The sequence below is a fragment of the Flavihumibacter stibioxidans genome (assembly GCF_014332695.1).
GTDB lineage: Bacteria > Bacteroidota > Bacteroidia > Chitinophagales > Chitinophagaceae > Flavihumibacter > Flavihumibacter stibioxidans.
In genome coordinates, this window is record NZ_MBUA01000027.1 from 189,650 (window position 1) to 215,823 (window position 26,174).

The 26,174-nt window shown below is 49.0% G+C and carries 20 protein-coding genes; 8 read left to right on the forward strand and 12 right to left on the reverse strand.

Annotated elements, in window-relative coordinates:
• The 8 genes from BC349_RS14675 to BC349_RS14710 all read right to left on the reverse strand — a co-directional run bounded on the left by BC349_RS14675 (position 1) and on the right by BC349_RS14710 (position 9,236).
• The gene (locus tag BC349_RS14675; protein WP_187257528.1) at positions 1–1,128 is read right to left on the reverse strand and encodes a vWA domain-containing protein; all 1,128 of its coding nucleotides are present in this window, start codon (positions 1,126–1,128) and stop codon (positions 1–3) included.
• A 2-nt stretch (positions 1,129–1,130) separates the two neighbouring features.
• Positions 1,131–2,039: an AAA family ATPase gene (locus BC349_RS14680; protein ID WP_187257529.1), complete on the reverse strand. Its 909-nt coding sequence runs from the start codon at positions 2,037–2,039 to the stop codon at positions 1,131–1,133.
• A 22-nt stretch (positions 2,040–2,061) separates the two neighbouring features.
• Positions 2,062–2,895 (reverse strand): FAD binding domain-containing protein, encoded by an 834-nt coding sequence (locus BC349_RS14685; RefSeq protein ID WP_187257530.1) that lies wholly within the window; start codon positions 2,893–2,895, stop codon positions 2,062–2,064.
• 18 nt (positions 2,896–2,913) lie between these two features.
• On the reverse strand, positions 2,914–5,289 hold the full coding sequence (locus BC349_RS14690; protein WP_187257531.1) for a xanthine dehydrogenase family protein molybdopterin-binding subunit: 2,376 nt from the start codon (positions 5,287–5,289) through the stop codon (positions 2,914–2,916).
• On the reverse strand, positions 5,286–5,786 hold the full coding sequence (locus BC349_RS14695) for a (2Fe-2S)-binding protein (RefSeq protein WP_187257532.1): 501 nt from the start codon (positions 5,784–5,786) through the stop codon (positions 5,286–5,288). Before BC349_RS14695 ends, BC349_RS14690 begins: the two co-directional genes overlap by 4 nt.
• Positions 5,787–5,798: 12 nt before the next feature.
• A complete protein-coding gene (locus BC349_RS14700; RefSeq protein WP_187257533.1) occupies positions 5,799–6,242 on the reverse strand; it encodes an SRPBCC family protein in 444 nt (147 codons plus the stop codon).
• A gap of 153 nt (positions 6,243–6,395) precedes the next feature.
• Positions 6,396–6,668 (reverse strand): hypothetical protein, encoded by a 273-nt coding sequence (locus BC349_RS14705; protein ID WP_187257534.1) that lies wholly within the window; start codon positions 6,666–6,668, stop codon positions 6,396–6,398.
• Positions 6,669–6,737: 69 nt separating this feature from the next.
• Positions 6,738–9,236, reverse strand: a complete 2,499-nt coding sequence (locus BC349_RS14710) for a TonB-dependent receptor (RefSeq protein WP_187257535.1) — start codon at positions 9,234–9,236, stop codon at positions 6,738–6,740.
• Between the two features lie 169 nt (positions 9,237–9,405).
• On the opposite strand from BC349_RS14710, the gene BC349_RS14715 reads away from it, so the two are divergent.
• A complete protein-coding gene (locus tag BC349_RS14715) occupies positions 9,406–12,015 on the forward strand; it encodes an alpha-L-rhamnosidase (protein WP_246456973.1) in 2,610 nt (869 codons plus the stop codon).
• 14 nt (positions 12,016–12,029) lie between these two features.
• Here BC349_RS14715 and BC349_RS14720 read toward each other — a convergent pair whose 3' ends face one another.
• From BC349_RS14720 to BC349_RS14730, 3 genes are read right to left on the reverse strand one after another with little or no spacing between them, the layout of a single operon-like run.
• Positions 12,030–13,013: a glycoside hydrolase family 43 protein gene (locus BC349_RS14720; protein ID WP_187257536.1), complete on the reverse strand. Its 984-nt coding sequence runs from the start codon at positions 13,011–13,013 to the stop codon at positions 12,030–12,032.
• Between the two features lie 22 nt (positions 13,014–13,035).
• A complete protein-coding gene (locus BC349_RS14725; protein WP_222840192.1) occupies positions 13,036–14,379 on the reverse strand; it encodes an MFS transporter in 1,344 nt (447 codons plus the stop codon).
• A gap of 15 nt (positions 14,380–14,394) precedes the next feature.
• A complete protein-coding gene (locus BC349_RS14730) occupies positions 14,395–14,688 on the reverse strand; it encodes a hypothetical protein (protein WP_187257537.1) in 294 nt (97 codons plus the stop codon).
• Between the two features lie 197 nt (positions 14,689–14,885).
• Between BC349_RS14730 and BC349_RS14735 the strand changes: the two genes are divergently transcribed.
• The 6 genes from BC349_RS14735 to BC349_RS14760 all read left to right on the forward strand — a co-directional run bounded on the left by BC349_RS14735 (position 14,886) and on the right by BC349_RS14760 (position 24,466).
• Positions 14,886–15,920: a LacI family DNA-binding transcriptional regulator gene (locus tag BC349_RS14735; protein ID WP_246456975.1), complete on the forward strand. Its 1,035-nt coding sequence runs from the start codon at positions 14,886–14,888 to the stop codon at positions 15,918–15,920.
• A gap of 150 nt (positions 15,921–16,070) precedes the next feature.
• Positions 16,071–17,879 carry a M61 family metallopeptidase gene (locus tag BC349_RS14740; RefSeq protein WP_187257538.1) on the forward strand — a complete coding sequence of 603 codons (1,809 nt, stop codon included), beginning with the start codon at positions 16,071–16,073 and terminating at the stop codon, positions 17,877–17,879.
• Positions 17,880–17,908: 29 nt separating this feature from the next.
• The gene (locus BC349_RS14745; RefSeq protein ID WP_187257539.1) at positions 17,909–20,230 is read left to right on the forward strand and encodes a PSD1 and planctomycete cytochrome C domain-containing protein; all 2,322 of its coding nucleotides are present in this window, start codon (positions 17,909–17,911) and stop codon (positions 20,228–20,230) included.
• A gap of 2 nt (positions 20,231–20,232) precedes the next feature.
• Positions 20,233–21,681 carry a DUF1501 domain-containing protein gene (locus BC349_RS14750; RefSeq protein WP_187257540.1) on the forward strand — a complete coding sequence of 483 codons (1,449 nt, stop codon included), beginning with the start codon at positions 20,233–20,235 and terminating at the stop codon, positions 21,679–21,681.
• Complete coding sequence (locus tag BC349_RS14755) at positions 21,681–23,804, forward strand: FN3 associated domain-containing protein (RefSeq protein ID WP_187257541.1); 2,124 nt, start codon at positions 21,681–21,683, stop codon at positions 23,802–23,804. The genes BC349_RS14750 and BC349_RS14755 overlap by 1 nt, the downstream gene beginning before the upstream one ends.
• Positions 23,805–23,812: 8 nt before the next feature.
• Positions 23,813–24,466: a carbonic anhydrase gene (locus tag BC349_RS14760; RefSeq protein ID WP_187257542.1), complete on the forward strand. Its 654-nt coding sequence runs from the start codon at positions 23,813–23,815 to the stop codon at positions 24,464–24,466.
• A gap of 160 nt (positions 24,467–24,626) precedes the next feature.
• Here the strand turns inward: BC349_RS14760 and BC349_RS14765 are convergent, their stop codons facing one another.
• Positions 24,627–25,613: a long-chain-fatty-acid--protein ligase gene (locus BC349_RS14765; RefSeq protein ID WP_246456976.1), complete on the reverse strand. Its 987-nt coding sequence runs from the start codon at positions 25,611–25,613 to the stop codon at positions 24,627–24,629.
• Positions 25,614–25,698: 85 nt separating this feature from the next.
• Between BC349_RS14765 and BC349_RS14770 the strand changes: the two genes are divergently transcribed.
• On the forward strand, positions 25,699–26,166 hold the full coding sequence (locus tag BC349_RS14770; protein ID WP_187257544.1) for a hypothetical protein: 468 nt from the start codon (positions 25,699–25,701) through the stop codon (positions 26,164–26,166).
• Positions 26,167–26,174: the final 8 nt, after the last annotated feature.

Sequence of the window (26,174 nt, forward strand, 5' to 3'; positions counted from 1 at the left end):
TTACAGCCAGTTGCCCAATTTTTTCAGGCTATCGGCATTGTGCGCGGCTGCCAATACATCAATATAGGGAAGGGCAGCCTGCATACCGGCCGTATCGGGTTGGTAACCCGAATGACCTGCAAGAGGATTGAGCCAGATGATTTTTTTAGACTTATTATGAATGGCTGACAGGGCACCAGCGATCTCATGTGGATCGCCGGTGTCCCAGCCATCACTCAGGATGATCACAATCGTTTTTTTGTCCAGCAGGTTATCCGCATACTCACGCACGAAGTCCGCCAGGCAGGCTCCGATCCTTGTGCCTCCGCTCCAGCCCAGTTTTTCAGTGCCTAATATTTTTTTTGTGTCAGAGAATTCCTGCTGTTTTAACTGTGATGTTATTCGTTTAAGTCCAGTGCTGAATACAAAAGTTTCCACCCGGTTGAAAACCTGCTGGAATGCATACAGGAACTGGAGCAGGAAGGCGGTATAAAGTTCCATAGACCTGCTGGCATCACAGAGGATCACCAGCTTCATCCTGTTTTTTTTGGGGCGTCGGTAAACAATATCCAATAATTCACCACCGCGCCGAAGGTTTTTACGCAGTGTCCGGCGCAGGTCGGGTTGCCTGGTTTTACCGGATGGCTCATGCCTTCGGTTAGCCTTCACTGAGAGTTTCCTTGCTATTGTTCTGAGGTATTGCTGCAGTGAATACAACTCGTCATCGGGGATATTGCTGAAATCTTTCCGGGCAAGGTTTTCCCGGGTGCTGAAAGTGGCAGTTTCTTCCGTATCCTTATTTCGGTTCCCATGCAGCCAGGTCTGCAATGCCCTGAAAGATGCATCCGGACCGGGTTTTGGCTTTTCCTGTTTTTTCTCCGGCACCTGCTTTTCTTTGGCGTCAACGGCCTTATCCAGTTCCTTCCAGAATTGCCTGAAGAGGTCATCAAACTGTTCCAGCTCTTTTTGCGATTTGCACAGGGTGGCTCTCATGGCAAGCTGGTATTCCTGTTTGCTGCCGATATTTATTTCCGCCAGTGCAAGTAATAACAGGTTCTCTTCCGGCGGTCCTATAGCATAGCCTTTAGTCCGCAGGAACCTGCAGAATAAAATGATATTTTTCGCCAGGGATGTTTGACGGCTGATCATGATTAAGGCAGCTTGGAAGTGATGCCGGTCTTTTCCATCAGCTCACTGAGAGATAGCTGCACCTGGCGGGTGTCTTTCCAGTCCTTAATAACCAGACCAAGGGTCTGTTCAATGATGGCCTTGTCAAGGTATTCAATGTGTAAAGCTGATAAAGCCGCCGCCCAGTCGAGTGTCTCTGCGATTCCGGGAGATTTCTCCAGTTTCATAGCCCTCAACTCCTGTACAAAACGGGTGATTTGTTCCGCCAGCCTGGATTCGATCCCCGGTAGTTTTGTTTTTACGATCATCCACTCTTTTTCAAAATCGGGATAACCGATATACAGGTACATACATCTCCTGCGCAATGCATCGCTCAATTCGCGTGTACGGTTTCCCGTTAGTATCACCTGCGGGATATGACTGGCTTTAATGGTGCCTGTTTCAGGAATGGTGATCTGCCAGTCGCTCAGCACTTCCAGCAGGAAGCTTTCAAACTCTTCGTCTGAACGGTCTATTTCATCAATGAGTAATACAGGCTTCTGGTGGTGTGTGATGGCCTGCAGCAGGGGGCGCTTCATGAGGAATGCATCGCTGAAAATGGTTTGTTCCTTTTCTTCAATGCTTTGCTCTGATTGTTCGGTCATCTTCAGGTGTAACAGCTGGCGCTGGTAATTCCATTCATACAGGGCATGCGTGGCATCCAGTCCTTCATAGCACTGTAGCCTGATCAGGTCGGTTTCAAGGGCCCTGGCCATCACTTTCGCGATCTCTGTCTTACCCACACCGGCGGGGCCTTCAATCAGCAGGGGTTTATTAAGCCTGAGCGACAGGTAAACCGACATGGCCACACTATCATCGGTAATATAACCCTGGTCCAGCAGCATTTTTTTGATATCCTGCAGGTCAATTTCTTCCTTCTTATGTACTGTCATGCACGCGTTATTTCAACAGTTGTCAGCTTACAGCATTCAATGCTTTGGCCAGATAAACCCTTGCAAGGTGCTGCCTGTATTCTGAGGAGGCGAAATGGTCACCCAGGACATTAACCCCAGCCAGGGCCAGATCAGCAGCGGACCCTATGGATGCATCTGAGACCGGCTGGCCCGAGAGGGCATTTTCTGCAGCAGTGGCCCGGAATGCATTTTCGCTTACTCCCGTAAAGGCGATCCTGGTTTTACCATCAGGAGAACGCATTGCTGCGCAACCCACAATGGCAAACCTGGAAGCTGGTTGTGAGAATTTCTGGTAATTCATTTTTGTTCCGGCTGCGGGAATAGGTACCCTGATGGCTGTAATGATTTCATTTTCCCCGAGAGCAGTAGAAAAGAAACCGGTAAAGAAATCAGTTGCGGCAATTTTCCGCAAGCCACCGCTTCCCTTTACCTCTATGCCTGCATCGGCAGCCAAAACCAGGGCCGGCCAGTCTGCTGCCGGGTCTGCATGGGCAAGGCTTCCGCCAATGGTGCCATAATTTCGCACCTGCACGTCGCCGATGAGTGCAGCAGCTTCTGCAAAAAAGGATAATTTGTTTCTGATCAGTTCACTGGTTGCGATATCACCATGTGTGGTGCCGGCACCGATCACGATCTCGCCGCCTTCTTCGCGGATCCCTTTCAATGCTTCGATCCTGGAAATGTCGATGAGTTTGGCTGGCTGGTTCAGCCTGAGTTTCATGGCAGGGAGGAGACTGTGACCGCCTGCCAGTATTTTGGAATCGCCCGATGATAAAGCTGCGATCGCTTCGTCAACCGAGCCTGCTTTCTGGTAGTCAAATGCTACGGGTATCATAATTTCTTGTTTGTTTGTTTAGGATTGCATGGCTCGCCATACTCTTTCTGATGTCATGGGCATCCTGATGTCTTTCACCTTGTGACCGGCACTCCAGAGCGCATCGATCACAGCATTCACCACAGCCGGAGTGGAACCGATAGCTCCTGCCTCTCCGGCACCTTTCACGCCTAAAGGGTTGTGCGGACAGGGTGTTACCTGGCTTGCGGTTTCAAACATCGGAAAATCATCTGCCCTGGGCATGCAGTAGTCCATATAGGATCCATTGGTTAACTGGCCGTTTTCGTCGTAATCGGCGCCTTCGAAAAGGGCTTGTCCGATGCCCTGCGCCAGACCGCCGTGGATCTGTCCTTCCACAATCATCGGGTTGATGATATTACCCACATCATCCACTGCCACGAACCGTTTCAGGTGGACCTTGCCGGTTTCTTTCTCCACTTCCACTACGGCAATATGACAGCCAAAAGGATAGGTGAAATTGGCCGGGTCATAGAAGCTGCTGAAATCGAGTCCGGGTTCCAGGTCCTTCGGATAATGATGCGGCACATAGGCAGTGAGGGCAACATCGCCGAAGCTCACCGATTTGTCGGTACCCTTAACCGTGAATTTCCCGTTTTCAAAATTGACATCGCCTTCACTGGCTTCCAGTTTATGGGCAGCGATTTTCTTGCCTTTTTCAATGATCTTTTCAATACTTTTCACAATGGCGCTGCCGCCAACGGCGAGGCTTCTTGATCCGTATGTGCCCATTCCAAAGGCAACTGCCTCACTGTCGCCATGAATGATCTCCACATCTTCCATCGGGATGCCGAATTTGTCGGCCACCACCTGTGCGAAAGTGGTTTCGTGCCCCTGGCCATGTGAATGTGCGCCGGTGTAAACGCTCACTTTCCCCGTTGGCTGAATCCTGACCTGTCCAACTTCGTATAGCCCTGCCCTTGCGCCCAGTGATCCTACGACGGCGGAAGGAGCGATGCCACAGGCTTCTATATACGTAGATATGCCGATGCCCAGCAGACGACCATTGGCAGCGGCCTCTTTCTGGGCCTTGCGCAGGTCGGCATAGCCGAGCATTTCAATTCCTTTTTTCAAAACGCCCTGGTAATTGCCGCTGTCATATTGCAATGCCACCTGGGTCTGGTAGCCGGGCTGGGTGATTCCGTCAAATGGCGGGATGAAATTCTTCATGCGCAGTTCCACCGGATCTGTGTTGAGTTCCAGTGCGGCGAGGTCCACCAGCCTTTCGAGCAGGTAGGTGGCTTCCGGGCGGCCGGCACCGCGGTAGGCATCCACGACACAGGTATTGGTGAATACAGCAGTTACATCCACATTGATTTTGGGTGTGGTGTACAAGCCCTGCAACAAGGTGCCATGTAAATAGGTCGGTACACAACTGGCGAAAGTGGATAGATAGGCTCCGAGATTGGCATAGGTTTTCACCCGTAGGGCCGTGATTTTACCATCCTTGTCAAAGCCCATATCAGCCTTGGTTATATGGTCACGTCCATGTGCATCCAACAGGAAACTTTCACTCCGGGTGGAAGTCCATTTAACCGGGCGGCCGATCTTACGGGTGGCCCAGGTCAGCAGTGCTTCTTCGGTATAGTGGAAGATCTTGCTGCCAAATCCGCCCCCAACATCGGGACCAACCACGCGCACTTTATGTTCAGGAATGCCTAATACAAATGCACACATCAGCAACCTGATGAGGTGTGGGTTTTGTGTGGAAGTGTATAAAGTATATTTATCTGTGCTTGCTTCGTAGCTGCTGTTATAGGCCCGGGGTTCGATGGCATTGGGTACCATGCGCTGGTTCACGAACTCAAGGGTGGTCACATGGGCCGAGGCAGCAATCGCGGCATCCACTTCTTCAATGGGATTTCCCAGAGTCCAGTCGAAACAGATATTGTTGGGCGCATCATCATGCACCAGCGAAGCGCCTGCCTGTGTGGCTTTAAATGCGTCTGTTACCGCGGGCAATTCCTCGTAGTCTACCATGACGACTTCGGCTGCGTCTTTTGCTTCTGCGGCTGATTCCGCTATCACGATGGCTACGGCATCTCCCACATGCAGGGCTTTGTCGGTCACCAGCAGCGGGTGCTTGGGTTCCTTCATAGGGTCGCCATTCTTAAAATGAAGCAACCAGCCGCAGGGAACACCGTTCACTTCAGCCACATCTTTTCCGGTAAAGATGGCGACCACTCCGGGCATGGCTGCTGCGGCGCTGGTGTCTACGGAAAGTATGCGGGCATGCGCATAAGGGCTGCGAACAAAAGACGCATAGGTCTGGTGGGGGAGAACGATATCATCCGTATAGTTTCCCTTGCCGGTGATGAATCTTTTGTCTTCTACCCGTTTTACTGATTTTCCAATCCATCCGTTAGTAGTGCTCATGCTGCAACCTCCTTTTTGTTTTGCTGAACAGCCTGCATTTTTTCAGCAGCATACTGAACTGATTTTACAATATTGTGGTAGCCGGTGCAGCGGCAGAAATTGCCTTCAAGAGCATGGCGAATGTCCGATTCACCGGGGTTGGGATTATGTTGCAACAGATCCGCTGCGGTCATGATCATTCCCGGTGTGCAGAAGCCGCACTGCAGTCCATGACATTCCCTGAAACCTTCCTGCAGGGGATGCAGTTCAATGCCGTTGGACAACCCCTCAATGGTGGTGATCTCGCAGCCATCGGCCTGCACAGCCAGCATGGTGCAACTTTTGGCGGCCTTGCCATTGACATGGATCGTACAGGCGCCACAACTGCTGGTGTCACAGCCTATGTGCGTGCCCGTTAGTCGAAGTGTGTCGCGCAGGTATTGCACCAGCAGGGTTCTTGGTTCAACGTCGTGGTGATAGTCCACGCCGTTTACACGTACATGAATTCTTACGGACATAGTATAGATGGTTTATTGTTTATCCAGCTCTTTTTCGAGATTGGCAAAAAACTGTTTGGTGAGGGTGGCGGAAACGCCCCCCATTACCCGCTGGCCCATGCTGGCCAGCAACCCGGTCATTTTTGCCTGTCCATCAAATTGTATTTCGGTCTGGTTTTCACCAAGGGGCAGGAGGTCGATTTTAATGGCGGCATTGGCATTGCCGATCTTGCTGTGTTGCTGCACTTTCAGGGCAAATCCTTTTTCTTCGGAAATGTCTTCCATTTGCAGGTTTCCGGTGAAGGAACTGTTCACCGGTCCCAGTTTGATATCCAGGATTGATTTGTAGGTATTGTCGCCGGTTTTTTCCAGCCTGGAAATGCCCGGGACGATTTTGGCAAGTACATCGGTATCCATCAGCATCTTCCAGATTACAGATGGCGCCGCATTGACGGTGTGTTTTCCGTTTAATTGCATAACAGATATATGGCATTAGGAATTCGGCCCGGCGGCCGATAACACAATCGTAGCACTAAATCCTTCTTTAAGTTAGGAAAAAATCCTGGTTATGGATTTTTTTGTAGAGGGGCTTGTTTTGCGCAGGTGTTTTGCGCAGGTGTTTTGCGCAGATCAGATTGAATTTGCATTGATTGCAGCCAGCGCGCTGCCTGTCTGGCATTTGATCAAACCTTCCTCTGTGATTTTTACCAGGGTAAACCTTTCATGTTGCTGCAACACTACCAGGCCTTCCTCGTGTAAGCGGTTGATATGAACCAGGATGGTGTCCCATGGTAAAAACTGGCGAACGATGATCTGCGCCGGCTTACAGGGGTAGCTGGTTGGGTGGGGATCATCTTTGACGATGTTGTAAATGGTTTGAAGAGTAGAATAAGGGTTGTCCATAACAATATCAAAATAAGCGCATATTCCGGATTATGAAAACAAAGTTTTCAACATTTTTCACTCAGTTGTCTACCCTCGCTCATCTTCTGCATTCCCGCCATTACCATCCCGCTTTTTGAACAGGTCAAAATCATTTTTGCCAAACCGGTAACTGAAAGTGAGGCGCACTGTTCTTACGTTCCAGCGGCGATAAGAATCCTGGTAGAAATTCTCCGTATCGGTTATGCTGCCGAATCGGCGGGTATTGATCAAATCATTTACGTTGAAAGTAAGGGTGCCGGCATTATCCTTCAGGAAGTCTTTCCGGATGGCAAAATCAACATAATACTGTTCTTTCTGCTTTCCCTGGGGCATCACGCGCGGTGATTCGTATTCACCCGATACCTGGAAGGAAAAATTATTCAGGAAACGGCTGTCGGGATCGATCACCTTATAATTGGCCATGAGTTTGGCATTCCAGTTAAATCCCGTATTGCCCAGGTTGAGCCCATTCACCCTGGCTTTTACATCCCGGTATTGCGCATTAAAATTGGGAGTGAAATCAAAACTGTTTCCAATCCTTTGCTGCCAGGTCAGTTCCACACCCATGCGATTGGTGCGGTCGGCGTTGATGAAAGTGGTCAGGATGGCATTAGGATCGATGGCTGCATTATCTAACTGTTGCAGGTCAGTAGTGCTGATGGTGTCACTATAGGAAGTGATGTCCTCCGTATTGTTCCTGAAATAACCTGAAATAAGCAGGTTGCCCGTGTTAAAAGTGCGGTTATAATTTAACTCAAATGAATTGGTGAATTCAGGCTGCAATTCGGGGTTCCCTTTCCTGATATTCATCGGGTCGGAGATATCAACATATGGATTGATCTGCCAGAAATTGGGGCGCCTGATCCTCCGGGAAAAATTTACCTGCAGATCATTGCCTTCCGTAAGTTCGTAGGTGAGGTAAAGACTGGGGAAAACGGCATTCCAAAGGTTTGTTCCTTTGGACGGATAATCATAACCAAAGGATTTGGCACTGTCGAGCAATTCTCCCCTGAATGAAGATTGTTCAATTCTTAATCCACCCTGGTATCCCAGTTTGCCTTTTTTATTGGAATAATTGGCATATACCGCATTGATCATTTCCCTGAAACGGTAATTGTTACTCAGGGGAAGTTTTTGCTGGTTGCTGCCATCTACAGAAAATACATCCAGTTTGTCTTTGGATAGATTGTGATAGGAGCGGGCACCCAGTTCAAGTTTGCTGTTTTCCGACAAAGGGTTCACATAATCAGTCTGGATGGTTATTTGATTGCCTGTGCCTGTTGAGTAGTTGTTAACCTGATTAGGTGTGCCGCTCAATTCGCCATGTGCATCATAAAATTGGTTGATGATAATGGCATCGCCACCATTCCTGCCCCGACTGTAGGTAAAGTCTGCAGTCCACTCTTTTTCAGGCTTACTGTAAGTCCTCTTATAATTCACCTGGGTATTGCTGCGGTTAAAACCAAACTTATCTGCAGTATTCCTTTGTCCGGTTTGGGTCAATTGGTTGTTCAGGTCAAAATATCGCTGGTCCTGGATTTCGTTGTTGTTGAAATTCCCATCCACCAGTCCCTGGCTGATCGAAATACTGTTGAAGTCATTGAACATATAGTCCATGCCGAATCGACCTGAATAAAAACGGCGCGTTCTTTCCCTTTCTGACTGCTGGGTGAAATAGTCCGTAATAATGCCGTTGTCCTTGTTCTGTCTTTTGGCTTCTCCCTTTGCAATGCCTCCCGACTGGTTGTAATTTCCGCTGGCAAAAATATTCAGTTTCCCTTTCCTGTAGTTAAGGCTCAAACTGCTGTTAAACAATTCCGGCGTACCAGCCCCAACAGATACCACACCGTTGAGTCCTGCTTTCCGGTTTTTTTTGAGGATGATATTGATGATGCCACCCGTGCTGCCTGCATCATACCGTGCAGATGGATTGGTGATCACTTCCACCCGGTCGATATCATCGGCAGGGATCTGTTCCAGGGTCAGTATAGTTGGCCTGCCGTTTACAAAGATTTGTGGTGAACTGTTGCGCAAAGACACATTGCCGTTTATGTCAACCGAGAGGGAAGGAATAGCTTTCATCAGGTCTACCGCATTACCGCCCTTGCTGGTGATGGCGGCGTCAGCATTGAAAATCCGTCGGTCCACTCCGATAGACATAAGTGGTTTTTTAGCTGTCACAACGACATTTGCCAGGCTGGTGGCTTCATTTGACAATATAAAATCACCTGCATTTATTTCATTTCTGCCAGCGGTAAAATTGATTTTACGATCAAGGGGTTCAAAGCCGATGGCAGAAACCGTGAGCATTGAATAGCTGCCTTCGGGCACTACTATCAGAAAATATCCCTGCTGGTCTGTGATGGAAAGATTGGAAATGGTATCGGTTGTATTGCTGCCTGTACTGATTACAGTCAGAGAACTGATTGTCGCAGATGCTACAGGAGCGCTGGTCCTGGCATCTTTGACTATGCCTGATATTTTTATTTTCAACTGTTCAGGCTTTTGCGCATTGGCGGAAATTCCCAATACCAGGCAGGCTGCCATTAATAAGCAACCTGATGATACAATTTTTTTTATCTCATGTGTCTTAAAATACATACCTGCAAAGGAAAAGATTAAAACCTGAAGGTTTCCTTAAATTTAACGGGCAATGATATTTACCATGCGCTTTTTACCTATATTCTGCTTCATAGCATATCTGCCTCTTAATACTTTGAGTCAACAACCCGGAAAAGGAATTGTTGACTCCGTTGAAGTTATTCAGCTTAAAACAGAATACCTGGTTGATCCGAAAGGGATTGACAGTGAAAATCCACGCTTTTCCTGGCAGATAAAGGACAGGCGGCCCGGAGCGGGACAGGAATCTTTTCAATTGGTTGTATCAACCGATTCTTCCCTATTGCAGGAACAAGCCTTGGTTTACAACAGTGGAAAAATACAGGGTTCCGAACAGTTGTATACCTACAAAGGGAAAACTTTGCAGCCCTTCACCCGTTATTTCTGGGCGGTTAGGATATGGGAAAGGAATGGTCTGGCGGATAGATGGTCACCCATGGCCAGTTTTGAAACAGGTTTTCTGAAAAACAGCCACTGGCGCGGTGCCTGGATCAGCGACGGGAACGGCATTGATCATAAGCCGGCTCCTTATTTCAGAAAAGAGTTCCACTTGCGAAAAGCGATCAGGTCGGCCCGTGCTTATATTGCCACAGCCGGACTCTTTGAATTATTCATCAATGGCAGCAGGGCAGGTGACCACAGACTTGATCCTATGTACACCAGGTTTGACCGCAGGACATTGTATGTTACGCATGACATCACCAGGGAATTACAAACTGGAATGAATGCCCTGGGTGTGGTATTGGGCAATGGCTGGTATAATCACCAATCCACCGCAGTGTGGAATTTTCACCAGGCGCCATGGCGGGCCAGGCCTGCCTTCTGTATGGATATCAGGATCGAATACCTTGATGGAACTGTGGAGACTTTTGGTACAGGAAAGGACTGGAAAACAAGCGCCGAAGGCCCGCTGGTTTTTAATAGTATCTATACTGCGGAACATTATGATGCCCGCAAAGTAATGGCTGGCTGGAACCGGCCCGGGTTCAGTGATTCAGCCTGGAAGGCGGTTACGCTGAGATCAGCCCCTTCCGGTAATATTGTCGCCCAGTCCATGCATCCCGTCAGAAACACTGTCGAGATACCGGCGAGGTATATGCGAAAATTTAATGATACGGTGTATGTGTTTGATATTGGCAGAAACATAGCAGGGGTAAGCCGTCTGAGGGTTAAGGGTGAACCGGGAACGGTAATAAGGCTGAAACACGGCGAAAGGGTTTACCAGAATGGCCGGGTTGATTTATCCAATATTGATGTGCACTATCGGCCAACGGGCGAAAGCGATCCTTTTCAAACTGATATATTTATTCTCTCAGGCAATGGGGAGGAGGAGTTCACGCCTTCCTTTAATTACAAAGGATTCCAGTATGTAGAAGTGGCTGCCAGCCATCCGATTCAACTGGATACCAGCAGCCTGAAAGCATATTTCGTGCACAGCGATGTGCCGGTTGCAGGAAAGATCAGTGCATCCAATCCACTCATTGAAAAGATATGGCAGGCCACGAATAATTCCTACCTGTCTAACCTGTATGGTTACCCGACGGATTGTCCGCAGCGCGAAAAGAACGGCTGGACAGGCGATGCGCATATTGCCATCGAAACGGGACTGTATAATTTTGACGCCATCACGGTTTATGAGAAATGGCTGGCCGACCACCGTGATGAACAGCAGCCCAATGGTGTTTTGCCATCCATTATTCCGACCGGCGGATGGGGATATGAATGGGGCAATGGTCCGGACTGGACCAGCAGCATTGCGATCATCCCCTGGCAGGTTTACCTGTTTTATGGCGATACTACCCTCTTGTCGCGCAGTTATGAAAATATCAGGCGTTATGTGGATTACCTCAGTTCTGTAAGCCCGGATGGAATCTGCACCTGGGGACAGGGCGACTGGGTGCCTGTTAAATCAAAAACACCGGTGGAGTTTACTTCTACTGCTTATTTCTATGCAGACGCGCTAATCCTTTCGAAAGCCGCTAAACTACTGGGCCGGCAGGAAGATCATCTTTTGTACAAGACGCTGGCAAGGAAAATATATGCCGCTTTTAATGCGAAATATTACAATCCGGGGACTGGGATCTATGGAACAGGTCTTCAAACGGAGCTGAGTGTTGCATTGCACTGGGGATTGGTGCCTGAAGAAAGGAAGCAAAAGGTGGCAGCCAACCTGGCCAAAAGGGTGGAGGCAGATGGTGGTCAAATAGATGTTGGACTGCTTGGTACCAAAACTATCCTGAATGCCCTGAGTGATAACGGCTATGCAGAGCTGGCTTACAAACTGGCCACACGCGACAGTTTTCCTTCCTGGGGATGGTGGATTAAGAATGGTGCAACCACTCTGTATGAGAACTGGCCCATTGACGCCAAGTCAGACATTTCCATGAACCATATCATGTTTGGTGAAATCGGGGCCTGGTTATATAAAGGCCTGGGTGGTATCAAACCAGATGAAAACTCACCAGGCTTTCGGCATATTATGCTGGCACCGAATTTTCCTGCCACTCTGGACCGGTTCGAGGCCATTCATCAATCGCCATACGGGGAAATTATTTCGGGCTGGACAAGAAAGGGGAAGAAACTGCTGTATAAGGTTGTCATCCCGCCCAATGCCAGTGCTACACTAAGATTGCCCTCCGGTAGTGGAGTGCAGAGAGAAAAGGAGATTCACCTCGCTGCCGGTACACACCAGTTTGAGTGGAAATAATGGCATTACATGGGCTACCGGATCTTTTGTTTTTTCACTCCTTCATGGGTAATGACAACCGGTTTGATCAGGCCGTTTTCATCAAACAACAGCTCATCAATACAGGTGACACGGGAATTGCCGTCTTTTTCGGTTAGGGGTCTCCGGTGGTAAACGATGTAATACCGGTCCTTGCCGGGAATTGATATTACTGAATGGTGTCCCGCACCGGTGGCGATGGCAGGGTTTTGCTGCAGGATCTTTCCGATCCTTTTAAAAGGTCCAAGGGGTGAATCGGCGATGGCATAAGCAACACTGTAGTCGGGGCCGGTCCATCCACCTTCCGACCACATAAAATAATACCTGCCATTCTTTTTGAACATAAACGGGCCTTCCACATAATTCTCTGGTGTGATTTCACGGAAAATGCTGCCATCAGGGAAGGGGTCAAATCCGGTGAAGTCGTCTTTGAGCCTGGCTGCATTGCAATGTCTCCAGCCGCCGTAATACAGGTAGTGGCTGCCATCATCATCCCGGAAGACAAACTGGTCTATAGGTTGTGCGCCGTTATGAAACCTGTCTATCAGGGGCTTTCCGAGGTAATCGCGGTATGGTCCGCCGGGATTGTCAGAAATTGCCACTCCGATCCCTCCTTTTTCCTGGTCGCTCTGGATATCGTTGGCGCCGAAGAAAAGGAAATACTTCTGGTCTTTTTCAATGATTGCAGGTGCCCAGAGGGCTCTGCTGGCCCATTTGATGGCAGAGGTGTCCAGTATGCGCGAATGTTTCTTCCAGCTTACCAGATCTTCTGATGAAAAGGCATCAAAGAAAACCTGTTGGTTATATGGGGCAGAAAAAGTTGGGAATATCCAGTATTCCCTGTCGAAAATCACTGCTTCAGGATCTGCGTACCAGCCAGGAAATAGAGGGTTGCCTGAATGTTTTTTCGGCACCGTTTTTTGCCCTGTAACCTGCAGGGCAGTTATGAATACAAAAAAAAGAAGGATGATTTTATTCATCCTTCAATCTACTGAATATTGATTAATTAATTCTTTGCCACTCCGGAACAAGTTTCCTGTCCTGTTTGTACTTCCAGGCCAGTAAAACGCAAAATAGAAATCCTGAAAATGCCAGCAGCGCTCCAACGTATTGCGGTGATGTATAACCGAATCCGGCTGCAATGGGTAATCCGCCTAGATAAGCCCCCAGTGCATTGCCCATATTGGCGCTGGCCTGCAGTGAGGCGGATGCCATCATTTCAGAGCCCTTTGCTGCATTAATGATCAGCATCTGCATGGGTGCGATCACGGCAAAAGCAAGGGCGCCGGTTATGAATGTCATGATGATGGCTGCCACCTGGAATTTTGTTACGGCGGCTACGATCATCAGTGCCAGGATCATGGAAAGTAATAACATGGCGGTAGTCCTGAGGGGCGAGAACTTGTCAGCGAGGCGGCCCCCCATAAAGTTACCTACAGCCATTCCCAGGCCTGCGATGATCATGATAATGGTTATGGAGTTGCTGCTGAATCCTGCCACTTCGGTCATGAGGGGAGCGATATAACTGATCCAGGCGAAAAGTCCACCCGTACCAATAGCCGAAATTCCTATGATGATCCAGAAATCTGTTTTTTTAAATACCTGCAGGTTGTTCCGGAAACTGCTGCTGCCGGATGTTTCCAAAGAAGGCATCCATCGTTTGATGCTGGCCGCGGCGAGTAGCCCGATAACGGCGATGATCACGAAGGAAAGTCTCCAGCTCAGGTTGTGGCCGATATAGGTACCAAGCGGAACCCCCATGATATTTGCGATGGTTAATCCCGCGAACATGACGGAAACGGCTCTCGCTTCCCTTCCGGGTTCTGCCAGGCGGCTGGCCACCACCGCGCCCATACCGAAGAAGGCGCCATGCGGAAGTCCCGACATCAGCCGGGTAATCATCAGCAATTCATAACTGGGTGCCATGGCAAAAAGTGCATTGAATACACCGAACATCAGCATGAGTCCCATCAGTACTTTTTTTGGGGGATAGTTTCCAGCGAGGCTCACCATCAGCGGTGCGCCGATCACTACCCCGAGTGCATAGATGGCAATAAGATGCCCTGCCGTGGGAATGGTGACAGCCAGTGAACTGGCCACATCAGGAAGTACGCCCATCATCATGAATTCAGTCATGCCGATGGCAAAACCTCCCAGTGTCAGTGTCAGGAGACTTGGTTTCATGGAAGAGAACAATCCTTTTTTTATGGGCTTTTCGACGCCCGGCTGGTCATTGGTCATTTTGCTTGCGTTTGTTTCGGTTGTTGGTGTTGGTTGATCGTTTTTATTGGCAAGTGCTACATAAGCTTTTCTTTTTGAGATGTGAGGATATACTACTGTGTTCATGTGTGTGTGTTAAGTTTATAATATCCGGACGTGTTTGCCGGCATCCATGACCTCTTTGACCAGGGCAGGCTGGCCGCTGCCTTTGCCTGCAACCAGTACCAGCTCGATGCTGTCGTCGTGGATGATATCACTGAGACTGTCAACGATCTCTGCGCCGGGATACCTGGATGCTGCAAGTCCCGCTGACAATTCTTCAAAGGGTAAGACTTTCTTCAGCCTGTAACCATTCTGGATGCTTCCGGTGCTGAGCTGTTGCGGAAGCTGGCTGGTTTCAGATGAAATGAGTCCGATATATTTGGGCGTATTCATAGTTGAAATTTTTTAGTGTTTGAACGGCAAAAATAGTTGTTTTTGTTTAAACGATTAAACAGTGCCAAATACTGTGCCACAGCATAAATCTCCGGTAGGCAGCCAAAAATCTTTATCGGTTAGGTTATAGAATGTACTTAATTGATAATCAATTATTAAAGTGGTTAATTTGGTTTAATCGATTAAATGTTAATTTTATGTCATCACAACGATTGAAAGGCCAGATGAAAAAAAAAGCATCCTTAAAAGATATTGCCCAGAAAGTTGGCGTTTCAACGGCCCTGGTGTCCTATGTCCTCAATAACAAGAAAGAAGGCCGCATCAGTAAAGCGGTGGCTGAACGTATAAGGGAAGTGGCCCATGAAATGGATTACCGGACAAACCAGATCGCCCGCAGCCTGAAAACAAGGAAGACCCAGACCATCGGCCTGATCGTCGCGGATATTTCCAACCCGTTTTTTTCAAAACTGGCCCGCTTCATTGAGGACGAAGCCGATAAAAAGGGATATACAGTTATCATCGGCAGCTCAGATGAATACCAGGATAAATTCAGGAAACTGATGGATACTTTCCTGGATCGCCAGGTGGATGGACTGATCATAGCTGCCGGCGCCAAAATGGAAAAACACCTTCACTACCTGATTGATAATAATATCCCCTTTGTGCTGGTGGACCGTTACTTCCCGAAACTGCATACCAATTATGTGGCGCTGGATAATTTCGGTGCCGCTTATAAAGCCGTCAACTACCTGCTGGAAAAAGGCCGGAAACATATTGGCATGGTTGCCTATGACACGGAGTTGCATCACCTCAATGAACGAAAAAGGGGTTACCTGGCCGCCTTAAAAGACAAACAGTTTCCCATCCTGAAGGGCCGGTTAAAGGAAGTGGCACTGGTTAATTCCGAACTGGCAATAGAGCGAGCTGTAACCGCACTGCTGGCAGGCAAACAACCGGTGGATGCCCTGCTTCTCTCATCCAGCTATATTGCCAACAGCGCAGTAAAACTGATCAATTCGCTTTCCATAAAAGTGCCCGATGAACTGGCCATCATTTCATTTGATGAATCGGAGGCGCTGGACCTGTTTTATGCACCCATCACTTACATGAAACAGCCCCTGTGTGAAATGGCGCAACTGGCTACCAATATACTGCTGGATAGTATCGAGAAGAACAACAAGGTCACACAGGTAAATATGGAAGCAGAACTGATCATCCGCCAATCCGCCTGATCGTTTACAGGAGTTCAGCCTGTATCTCATTAGCCTGCGCCATGGCTTGCCGGTTAAAATCCGGTGAACCGGGGCAATAATTTGCCTGCTGCATCAATTTCATTTTACTTACTTTAAGGATTGATTTTTCAACTGTTCAAATTCAATTCAATGTTTGTAAAGCAGCAGATACTTCTTCCCTTATTATTATTGTTTTCTTCCTGCCTCCTGGCCCAGTCCGTCAACAACCATTTCAGGTTCAGGGTGTCTGTCAGCGAGCCCGAACGGAAGCTGTACGAGGTGGAACTGACCTGTAACAATCTCACACCTGGCTATAATGATTTCAGCATGCCGGTATGGATGCCGGGTTATTACCAGGTGCTGCCATACGCCGACCAGGTGGAAGGCTTCAGGGTCTCGGCAGGAACCGATACGGTCAGGTGGGAAAAGGCTGATCACAATACCTGGAGAGTGTATAACGGTAATGAACAAATGCTGAAAATCATTTACCGGGTGAAGGCTGGCAGGAATTTCGTGGCCACCAATTTCATTGACGGTGATCATGCTTTTATTGCCCCGACCGGATCGTTTCTGCACCTGGCAGGCAGGCTCAACCAGCCGGTTGAAGTTGCGGTGGCACCTTACCCCGGCTGGAAAACGGTTGCCACCGGCCTGGATAAACTGCCTGGTGACGGGCATCGCTTTACCGCCCCTGATTTTGATGTATTGTACGACAGCCCGATCCTGATGGGTAACCTGGTTGAATTCCCCTCCTTCAGTGTAAAGGGGGTACCACATTATTTCCTTGCCCACCAGCCCGGTGAACTTGATCAGGCGGCCCTGATGGCCGACCTCAGAAAAATTGTATCAGTTTCGGTGGATATGATGAAAGATATCCCCTTCAAATCCTATAGTTTCCTGGGTATTGGTCCGGGTATGGGGGGCATCGAACACCTGAACTCTGCAGCAGTCAGTTTCAGTGGCAGGGGGCTTGACAACAGGGCCGGCCGCCTGCGCATGCTGAGTTTCCTCGCACATGAATATTTTCACCACTACAATGCCAAAAGGATCCGCCCTGTTGAACTGGGCCCCTTTGATTATGATCATGGCAGCCGTACCAATATGCTGTGGGTGGCGGAAGGAGTTACCGCTTATTACGACGAACTCCTTGTCCGCAGGGCCGGGCTTATGACGGAAGAAGAATTAATTGAAAGTTTCCGGGCCAATATCGCGGCTTTTGAAGCAAAGCCCGGCAGGCTCTTTCAATCGGTTACGCAGGCCAGTTATGATACCTGGTCCGACGGACCTTTCGGAAGAACCGGTGATGCATTCAATAAAACCGTTTCCTACTATGAGAAAGGTCCCATCCTGGCCATTATGCTTGACTTTGCCATCAGGCACCATTCATCCAACCGGTACTCGCTGGACGATGTAATGCGTAGGCTCTACAATGATATCTATAAAAGGCAGGGCAGGGGCTATACCGAAACGGAATTCAGGGCGACCTGCGAAAAATTTGCCGGCACTTCACTGGAAGAGTTTTTCGGCTATGTATATACGGTGAAGCAGCCTGATTATAAAAAATACTTCTCCTATGCCGGACTGGATATCGACACAGCCGCTGAAAAAATTGCCGGTGCCTGGGTCGGACTGGAAACAAATTTCAGGAATGATACCCTTTTTGTTAGCAGCGTTGATTTCAATTCACCCGCCTGGGCAGCAGGCCTGGCGCCGGGAACAGCTATCCTGTCTATAAATGGATTACCGGCGGGCAAAGATGCACTGCAGGAAATGAGTGGCCAATACCTTCCCGGCGATATAATTAAGTTCGGTGTCCTTAAAAGCAGCAAACCGCTTTCTGTTCCGATGATCGCATCCACCCGGTTTCGCCGGAATTACCAGATCAGGAAATTCAGCACCCCAACACCCCTGCAAAGAAAAATATTCATGACCTGGTCGGGTCTGACAGGAATCAATTAAATTTAAAGGAGTCTTTGCTCTCCTTGCTTATGAAGAAAAAACAATTGCTTGTACTGACTACACTGCTGGGCATGGCATTGATTCATCATGCCTGTATGAACCGGGATGAGAAGGGGCAAAATAAACTTCCTCCAACCGTCAGTTATAATTTTCATATCCGGCCGGTACTGTCTGACAAATGTTTTAAATGCCATGGCCCGGACCTGAATAAAATGGAAGCCGGGCTTCGCCTGGACCTGCCTGAATTTGCCTATGCCCCCCTGAAGGAAACCAGGGGCGCTTTCGCGCTGGTGCCCGGAAAACCGGATGAATCCGAATTGTTCCGGCGCATCATTTCTGTCGATCCTGACTACCAGATGCCAACTCCGGATTCGCACCTGGGGACTTTGAACGAATATGAAATAGCCCTGTTCCGCAAATGGATCGAGCAGGGTGCCAAATATGAGCCGCACTGGGCTTTCCTGGCACCAAAGAAAACTTCTCTCCCGGAAATTGATCGTCCCGGGGAAGCCAGGAATGAAATCGATTATTTTATTCTGGCCAAACTCGAAGAAAAAGGCCTCGAACCCAGCCCGGAAGCCGACAGGGAGAGATTACTCAAAAGGGTTGCTTTTGACCTCACCGGACTGCCGCCTTCAGAACAATTGATGGACCAGTTCCTGGCCGACAAATCTTCCAATGCATATGAAAAGGCAGTGGAAACCCTGATGGCATCCCCACAGTATGGGGAGAAAATGGCAGTTCACTGGCTCGATGTGGCAAGGTATTCCGATAGTTACGGCTACCAGGATGATAATATCCGCACGCAGTGGCCCTGGCGCGATTGGGTGATCAAGGCCTTTAATGAAAATATGTCCTATGACCAGTTCCTCACCTGGCAGATGGCGGGTGATCTGCTTCCTGGTGCCACCAAAGAGCAGGTACTGGCAACTGCCTTTTTCCGCAACCATAAATACACGGAAGAGGGCGGGGTGATTCCTGAAGAGTACCGGATTGAATACGTGCTAGATAAAACAAAGACCTATACAAAATCCATACTCGGACTTACTGCTGAATGTGCACAATGCCACGATCATAAATATGACCCCATTTCGCAGAAGGATTATTTCAGTTTGTTTGCCTTCTTTAACAATACCTATGAATTGGGGTACGAAGGAGATGTGTCCGTTTCCAAACCGGCCAAAGCGCCTGTACTGAAATTATCGGACGTGGAATTACGGAATACACTATCCTTTATTAACCGGAAGGATACCGGGGAACTGACAATTTCGGTTATGGGTGAACGTGATACGATCCGTCCAACTTTTGTGCTGAACAGGGGCGTATATGACCAGCCGGCTGAGCAGGTTCGTCCGCTTGCCCTTACAGCCGTTATGCAATACGATACGGTGAAACTTCCCCGGAACCGGCTGGGACTGGCAAAATGGACCGTTGATAAAAATAACCCGCTTACTGCAAGGGTGTTTGTAAACCAGGTCTGGCAAGAATTTTTTGGCAAGGGGCTGGTAAAAACCAGTGGCGATTTTGGTATGCAGGGTGAATTGCCATCGCATCCTGAATTGCTCGACTGGCTGGCGGTTGACTTTATGGAGAACGGCTGGGATATCAAACGACTGGTTAAACAACTGGTCAGCTCCGCCACTTACAGGCAATCGGCCCGGGTGATAAAAAAAGCCCTGGAGAAGGACCCGGAAAATATTTACTATTCAAGAGCTCCCCGGAATCGTCTTAAAGCGGAATTCATCAGGGATATGGTACTGTCGACCAGCGGACTGCTGGTGCCCGTTATTGGCGGGCCAAGCGTGAAACCATATCAACCGGATGGCTTGTGGGAAAGTGCCACATCAGGTCGCGGGGTGCTGGCAACCTACGAACAGGATAAAGGCGCGGACCTTTACCGCAGGGGAATGTACACATTTATAAAACTCACTGTGCCACCCCCTTCCATGATATTATTTGATGCCAGCAACCGCGATCAGTGTGAGGTAAAAAGACTGCAGACAAATACCCCCTTGCAGGCCCTTGCCATGATGAACGATCCTACGGTACTGGAGGCATCCAGGGTTTTTGCCCAGAAATTGCTGGAGGCTGACAAAGATGCATATGCGAATATGGAAAATGCTTTCAGGCGGATACTCTGCCGGAAACCGACTTCAAAAGAACTGAACATGCTGAAGGAGTATTTTTCGCAGCAATTGGAACTGTTTGAAAAGAAACAACTCAATGCGGAAGCCACTTTGAAAGTGGGTGAATACCCCCTGAACACCAGTCTCGACAGGTCTTTGCTGGCAGCAATGATGAAGACCATCAACCTCCTGTACAACCTGGAAGAGGCCATTGTAAAATCATAAAGATGGAAAAAGAAGTATTGCAGCATCACCTGAATATGAACCGCCGGCGCTTTCTGTCGAAACTGAGTCTGGGCGTTGGCAGTGTGGCATTGGGGTCACTCCTGATCCCGGATCTTTTCAGCGGCAGGGTGAAGGAGGAGGAGATTATTCAGCACCTTCCGCATTTTGCCCCCAGGGCAAAACGGATCATATATCTGTTCCAGAATGGAGCTCCTTCGCAATTGGAACTGTTCGATTACAAACCGCTTCTGCGCGAGCAGTTCGGAAAGGAGTTGCCGGCATCAATCCGGATGGGACAAAGGCTGACCGGTATGACTGCAGACCAGACAAAATTTCCACTGGCAGGCTCCCTGTTTGATTTTTCCCAATATGGTCAGGCCAGGGCCTGGATCAGTGAACTGCTTCCCCACACTGCCGGTGTGGTGGATGACCTCTGCATCATTAAAAGCATGTTCACCGAAGCTATTAATCACGATCCTGCGCTGACTTTTTTCCAGACAGGCGCGCAGGTGGGAAACCGTCCCAGTATGGGCGCCTGGCTGAGCTATGGCCTGGGCAGCGAGAATATGAACCTTCCTGCTTACTGTGTGCTGTTGTCCAAAGGAAAGGGAAACGGGCAGGGGGTTTATTCCAAACTCTGGACCAATGGATTTCTCGATTCAGTACACCAGGGTGTCCAGTTCAGTAGTGGTGAAAATCCGGTTTTATACCTCAACGATCACGAGGCCATAAATAAGACCGACCGCAGGAAAATGCTGGACCAACTGTCAGCATTAAACGAAGAAAATTTCAGGCAGTTCGGTGATCCCGAGATCAATGCCAAAGTGCAGCAATATGAAATGGCTTATCGCATGCAAACCGCCGTGCCGGAAGTAACCGACCTCAGCAGGGAACCTGAATCGATTGTGAAACTCTATGGACCCGATTGTATGGTTCCCGGAACCTATGCCGCTAATTGCCTGCTGGCTAGAAAACTATCTGAGAATGGGGTGCGCTTCGTTCAACTATATCACCAGGGATGGGATGGTCACGGTAACCTGCCTGGTGAAATCCGCGGGCAATGCCTCGATACAGACCAGGCTTCCGCGGCATTGATCACAGACCTGAAGCAAAGGGGATTGCTGGATGAAACACTGGTGATCTGGGGCGGCGAATTCGGACGCACGAACTATTGCCAGGGCCCCTTGAAAAAAGATAATTACGGCAGGGATCACCATCCCCGCTGTTTCACCATCTGGATGGCCGGAGGCGGAGTAAAACCCGGTGTGTATGGTGAAACGGATGAATATGGTTATAATATCACCAGCAATCCGGTTCATGTAAACGATTTTCATGCAACGGTGCTTCACCTGATGGGCCTGAATCACGAACAACTAACCTTCAAGCATCTGGGGCGCCGGTACAGGCTTACTGATGTCGCCGGCCAGGTGGTAAAAGACATAATAAGTTAATGCGTAACTGGAAAACGATTCTTTTTAACCTTGTCTTTGCCTGCAACATACTTCTCCTGTTTTTTGCACTGGCCGAATATTACCTCGTGATCCCGTCATGGCTGCAGGTGGCAGGGAGGATGCATCCATTGGTTTTACATTTCCCCATTGCGATGGTGGTATTGGTGGTCGTGATGGAACTTTTGTCGGTCAGGGAGCAATCACCACTGGCCAACGAGCTGATATTACTGACTTCGTTTACAACCGGCATCAGCGCTCTGATGGGATTGCTGCTGTCCAGGGAAGAAGGCTATGATCCCGATGCCGTAGCCTGGCATAAATGGAGTGGTATCCTGTTATCCCTGGTTATGATGGGTTGGTATGCTGCCAGAAACAAATTGCGTGAAAAAAGGGAATTCCTTTTTATCGGTTCGGCTGCCGCATTGTCGCTGCTGGTGGTTACAGGTCACCAGGGTGCAGGCCTTACCCATGGCGAGGACTTTCTTTTTGCCCCGGTGCAGGATAACAAGGCAAAGCCAGTGGTTGCACTGGAAGACGCCATGGTTTTTGATCATGTTATTAAACCAGTGCTTGATGAAAAATGCAATAGCTGCCATAATCCGCGTAAGGCAAAAGGAGAACTGGTGATGGCAACCTCTGCTGCCATCCTGAAAGGGGGGAAGAACGGTGTTTTGTGGGATACAACTGCGGCAGATTACGGACTCCTGCTTCGGCGTTTACACCTGCCCGTTGAAGATAAAAAACATATGCCACCCAAAGGCAAACCGCAGCTCACACCGGAAGAAACAGCCATCCTCTTTCACTGGATCAAATCCGGCAGTCCTATGGATAAAAAACTGGCAGACCTGGATCCCGCTGATAGTTTACGGCTACTCACGACACATCTTTTTCAGTCAGGTGCAGATGAAACATATACGTTTGAAGCGGCGGATCCGGGCACCGTTCAGCAACTTAACAATCATTACCGGGTTGTAAGCCCGGTTGCAATTGGTTCGCCGGCATTGGAAGCGCGGTTTTTCGGGGCAGCGCAATTCAGTCCTGTTCAGGTAGAAGAATTGCAAAAAGTCGGCCCCCAGCTGATTTCGCTGAACCTGGCAAATATGCCGCTTACAAACAGTGACCTGCAGCAGATATTGCAGTTTGCCAGGTTGCGTTACCTGAACTTATCCTTTACCAATATCAGCGATTCGGGACTGCAGGTGTTGCAATCGCTAAAGGAGTTAAGGGAGCTTTCATTGTCCGGAACCGCGGTGACCGTTTCCGGCCTCCTGAAACATCGCCTGCCAGTAAAAAAAATCTTTCTGTGGAACACCGGGGTGGACAACTCCGCTTTACCAGAGCTTCAGAAAGCCTATGCCGGAACAGTTATTGAAACTGGTTACCGGGGCGACAGTGTCAGCATCCGGCTCAACCCACCCATTCTCCAAAACGAAGAGCGCATTATCAGCGGACCGGTTGTGCTGGAACTGAAACATTTTATAAAAGGAGCCGAGATCCGATATACCACAGATGGGACAGAGCCTGACAGCATCAGTTCCCCTGTTTTCAAACCTGGGATGATCGTTGACCAGACCATGATTTTTAAAGCAAGGGCTTTTAAAAAGGGCTGGACCGGCAGTGAAGCGGTAACCAGGCATTTCCTGGAGGCGGGATTACGTCCTGATTCTCTGCGCTTACTCACACTCCCTGACCCGCAGTATAAAGGAAATCTTGCTGCCACCCTTTTTGACGGGGTGAAAAGCGACCTGAATTTCAGGAGCGGTAAAATCATTGGCTATAAGGAAAAAGCGATGGATTTGCGCATGAACCTGAACCAGGCCAGGGAACTGCATTCTGTTACCCTGAGCGGACTGGTGGATGTGAGCAGTTATATCATGCCGCCAACGGAGATCCAGTTATGGGGAGGCCTGGCTGGGGAAGAGATGAAACTGCTCGGTTCACTAAAACCACCACAACCTGCCCGGGATACGGCAGCATATGAATCCTATTATACCATAAATTTCCCGGCCCGGAAGATGGGAGCGTTGAAACTGGTGGTGAAGCAGGTGAGTTCGTTGCCCAAATGGCATCGTGGCAAAGGGGAACGGGGCTGGATTTTTTTGGATGAGATTTTTATACAGTAATATTGGACATGACTAGTTACGACCAGATATTTGAAAACAATAAAAAATGGATGGCCGAAAGGAAGGCCTCAGATCCTGCTTTTTTTGATAAGATCGCCAGGGAACAGAACCCGGATTATCTGTACATCGGGTGCAGTGACAGCCGGGTAACTGCTGAAGAGATCATGGGGGTAAATCCAGGTGAAGTTTTCGTACACCGGAATGTGGCCAACCTGGTTAACGCCACAGATCTGAATGTAATGACTGTCCTGAATTATGGGATCAGGTCACTGGACGTAAAACATATCATTGTTTGCGGGCATTATAATTGCGGCGGGGTGAAAGCTGCCATGCAGCCGGTCGATATGGGGATACTGAATCCCTGGTTCCGTAATATCCGTGATGTGTACCGGATGCATCGGAATGAGTTAAATGCCATCAATGATGAACAATTGCGGTACAACCGGCTGGTCGAATTGAATGTCCAGGAGCAGTGTATCAATGTGCTCAAACTGGCCAGCCTGCAAAAAGCCTATATCAAAACAGGTTACCCGGAAGTTCATGGCTGGGTATTTGACCTTCACACAGGCGAATTGATTGACCTGAAACTCGATTTTCCAAAACTACTGAAAGATATCATGGAGATTTACCGGTTAACGGACGATGAAATCTGGAATAGCTGAGCCGGCACTGCCCAAATGAAAAACCGGGAACTAATTAGTCCCCGGTAAGTGGCTGGTAAGCAAATAAGCAGTAAGATTTGGTCAGTTGGTAGGCTGATAACACCTGCCGGATAAATAAGACTGCCAGTTATACGGTTATGCTGCTTTCGGGCAAAAAAAATTATATGGTCATCAGGCTGCAGCCCCTGATATCTGAATTATCCACCCTGCCCAGCACTTCAAAACCGCCATCAGTATCCATTTTACCCATATCATCAGTGGCAATAAAGCTGCAGGAATCAATATTGGCCAGGTCAATCACATTAATGACCCCGTTCACCCGTCGGGTGCCACCCGTCGGGTGGCACCCGACGGGTGAACTTTGGGCGACGATTGTCAGGGGATCATCTTCCTCCCGGAGCAGTACCTTCATCCAGGGCGGGCAATAAAAAAGCCCGTTATCCCCGCTGTAAGCCTGGGATAGGAGTTCGGTCATGCCATATTCAGAATGTATGGATGCCCCATTGAAGGCTCCTGCCAGGACATCGTGCAGTTCAGACCGGGTGATCTCCCTGCGCCGCCCCTTCATGCCGCCGGTTTCCATTACTGTGGTATGCCGCAATGGCATCGGGAATTGTTCGGCAAAATCGAGCAGGGCAAAAGTGACCCCAATCAACAGTGTTTTCTGTCCGGATCCTTCCAGCCTGCCAAGCGTGTCGGCGAGTTTCCCGTAATCATACAGGTAAAACCCGCTGTCGGGGTGGCCTGTCAGCTTTATCAGTTCATCCACCATCACCACCAGGGAGGAATGCTGTCTTTCGAGATAGGCCGGCAAAAGGCCGATGATGCACCAGTCGCGGGGTTCACCATAAAAGCAGCGAAATCCCTCCGTGAAACTTTTACGGTACAGGTCCAGCGACCTGACCAGGTGCTGGCTGTTAATAGTGCCTGTGGTGCCGCTGCTTTCAAACCATTCTTCCGGCTCATATTTCCCTGTCTGAACAGCATGACTTTTGAAGAAACGGATAGGCAGGAATGGAATACCGGTAATATCCTTTACGTTACGGGGGGTAAGCCCAATGGCATCCGAGAACCCTTTGTACACATCATTGTTCTCATATTGGTAGCGGAAAACATCCAGGACCAGGTCGTCACCAGCACCGGACATTGAGAAAATTTTATGAATCAATTCGCTGCGCATGTTAGGTTAATCAGCGGGTTGTTGATAAATTCGTTCACAATATAGATGCTTTATGATTAGGAAACTGGTACCCGTCTTACTGTTCACGGCTATACTCGCTGGATGCAACAAAGATAAATTCAATACCAAACCAAGTATTGAAGTAAAGGAACATACCAGTATTGTTTCAGCCGATAACGAAGCCCTGTTCAGCATATCCCTTGAATTCACTGATAAGGAAGGTGATTTGTCGGGCGTGGATTCCGCCATCTATTACCAGGCCTTCTACCTGAATGTACGCGACCTGGTCGGCGGTCCCGTTTCTTCCCCGGCCTACGACCGTACACCTAGTTTCCCAGAAAAGAATTCAGGGGAAATTCAACTGCGACTTCCCAGGTTTGGTTATTACAAGGATTTTGTGCGGGACCAGGGCACTCTCGATAAAAATGATACCCTCATTTTCAGGATTGCCCTGAGAGATAAGGCAGGAAATGTAAGCGACACTATTTCTTCAGGGCCAATTGTATTGCTTGGGCAGTAAATTTGGGC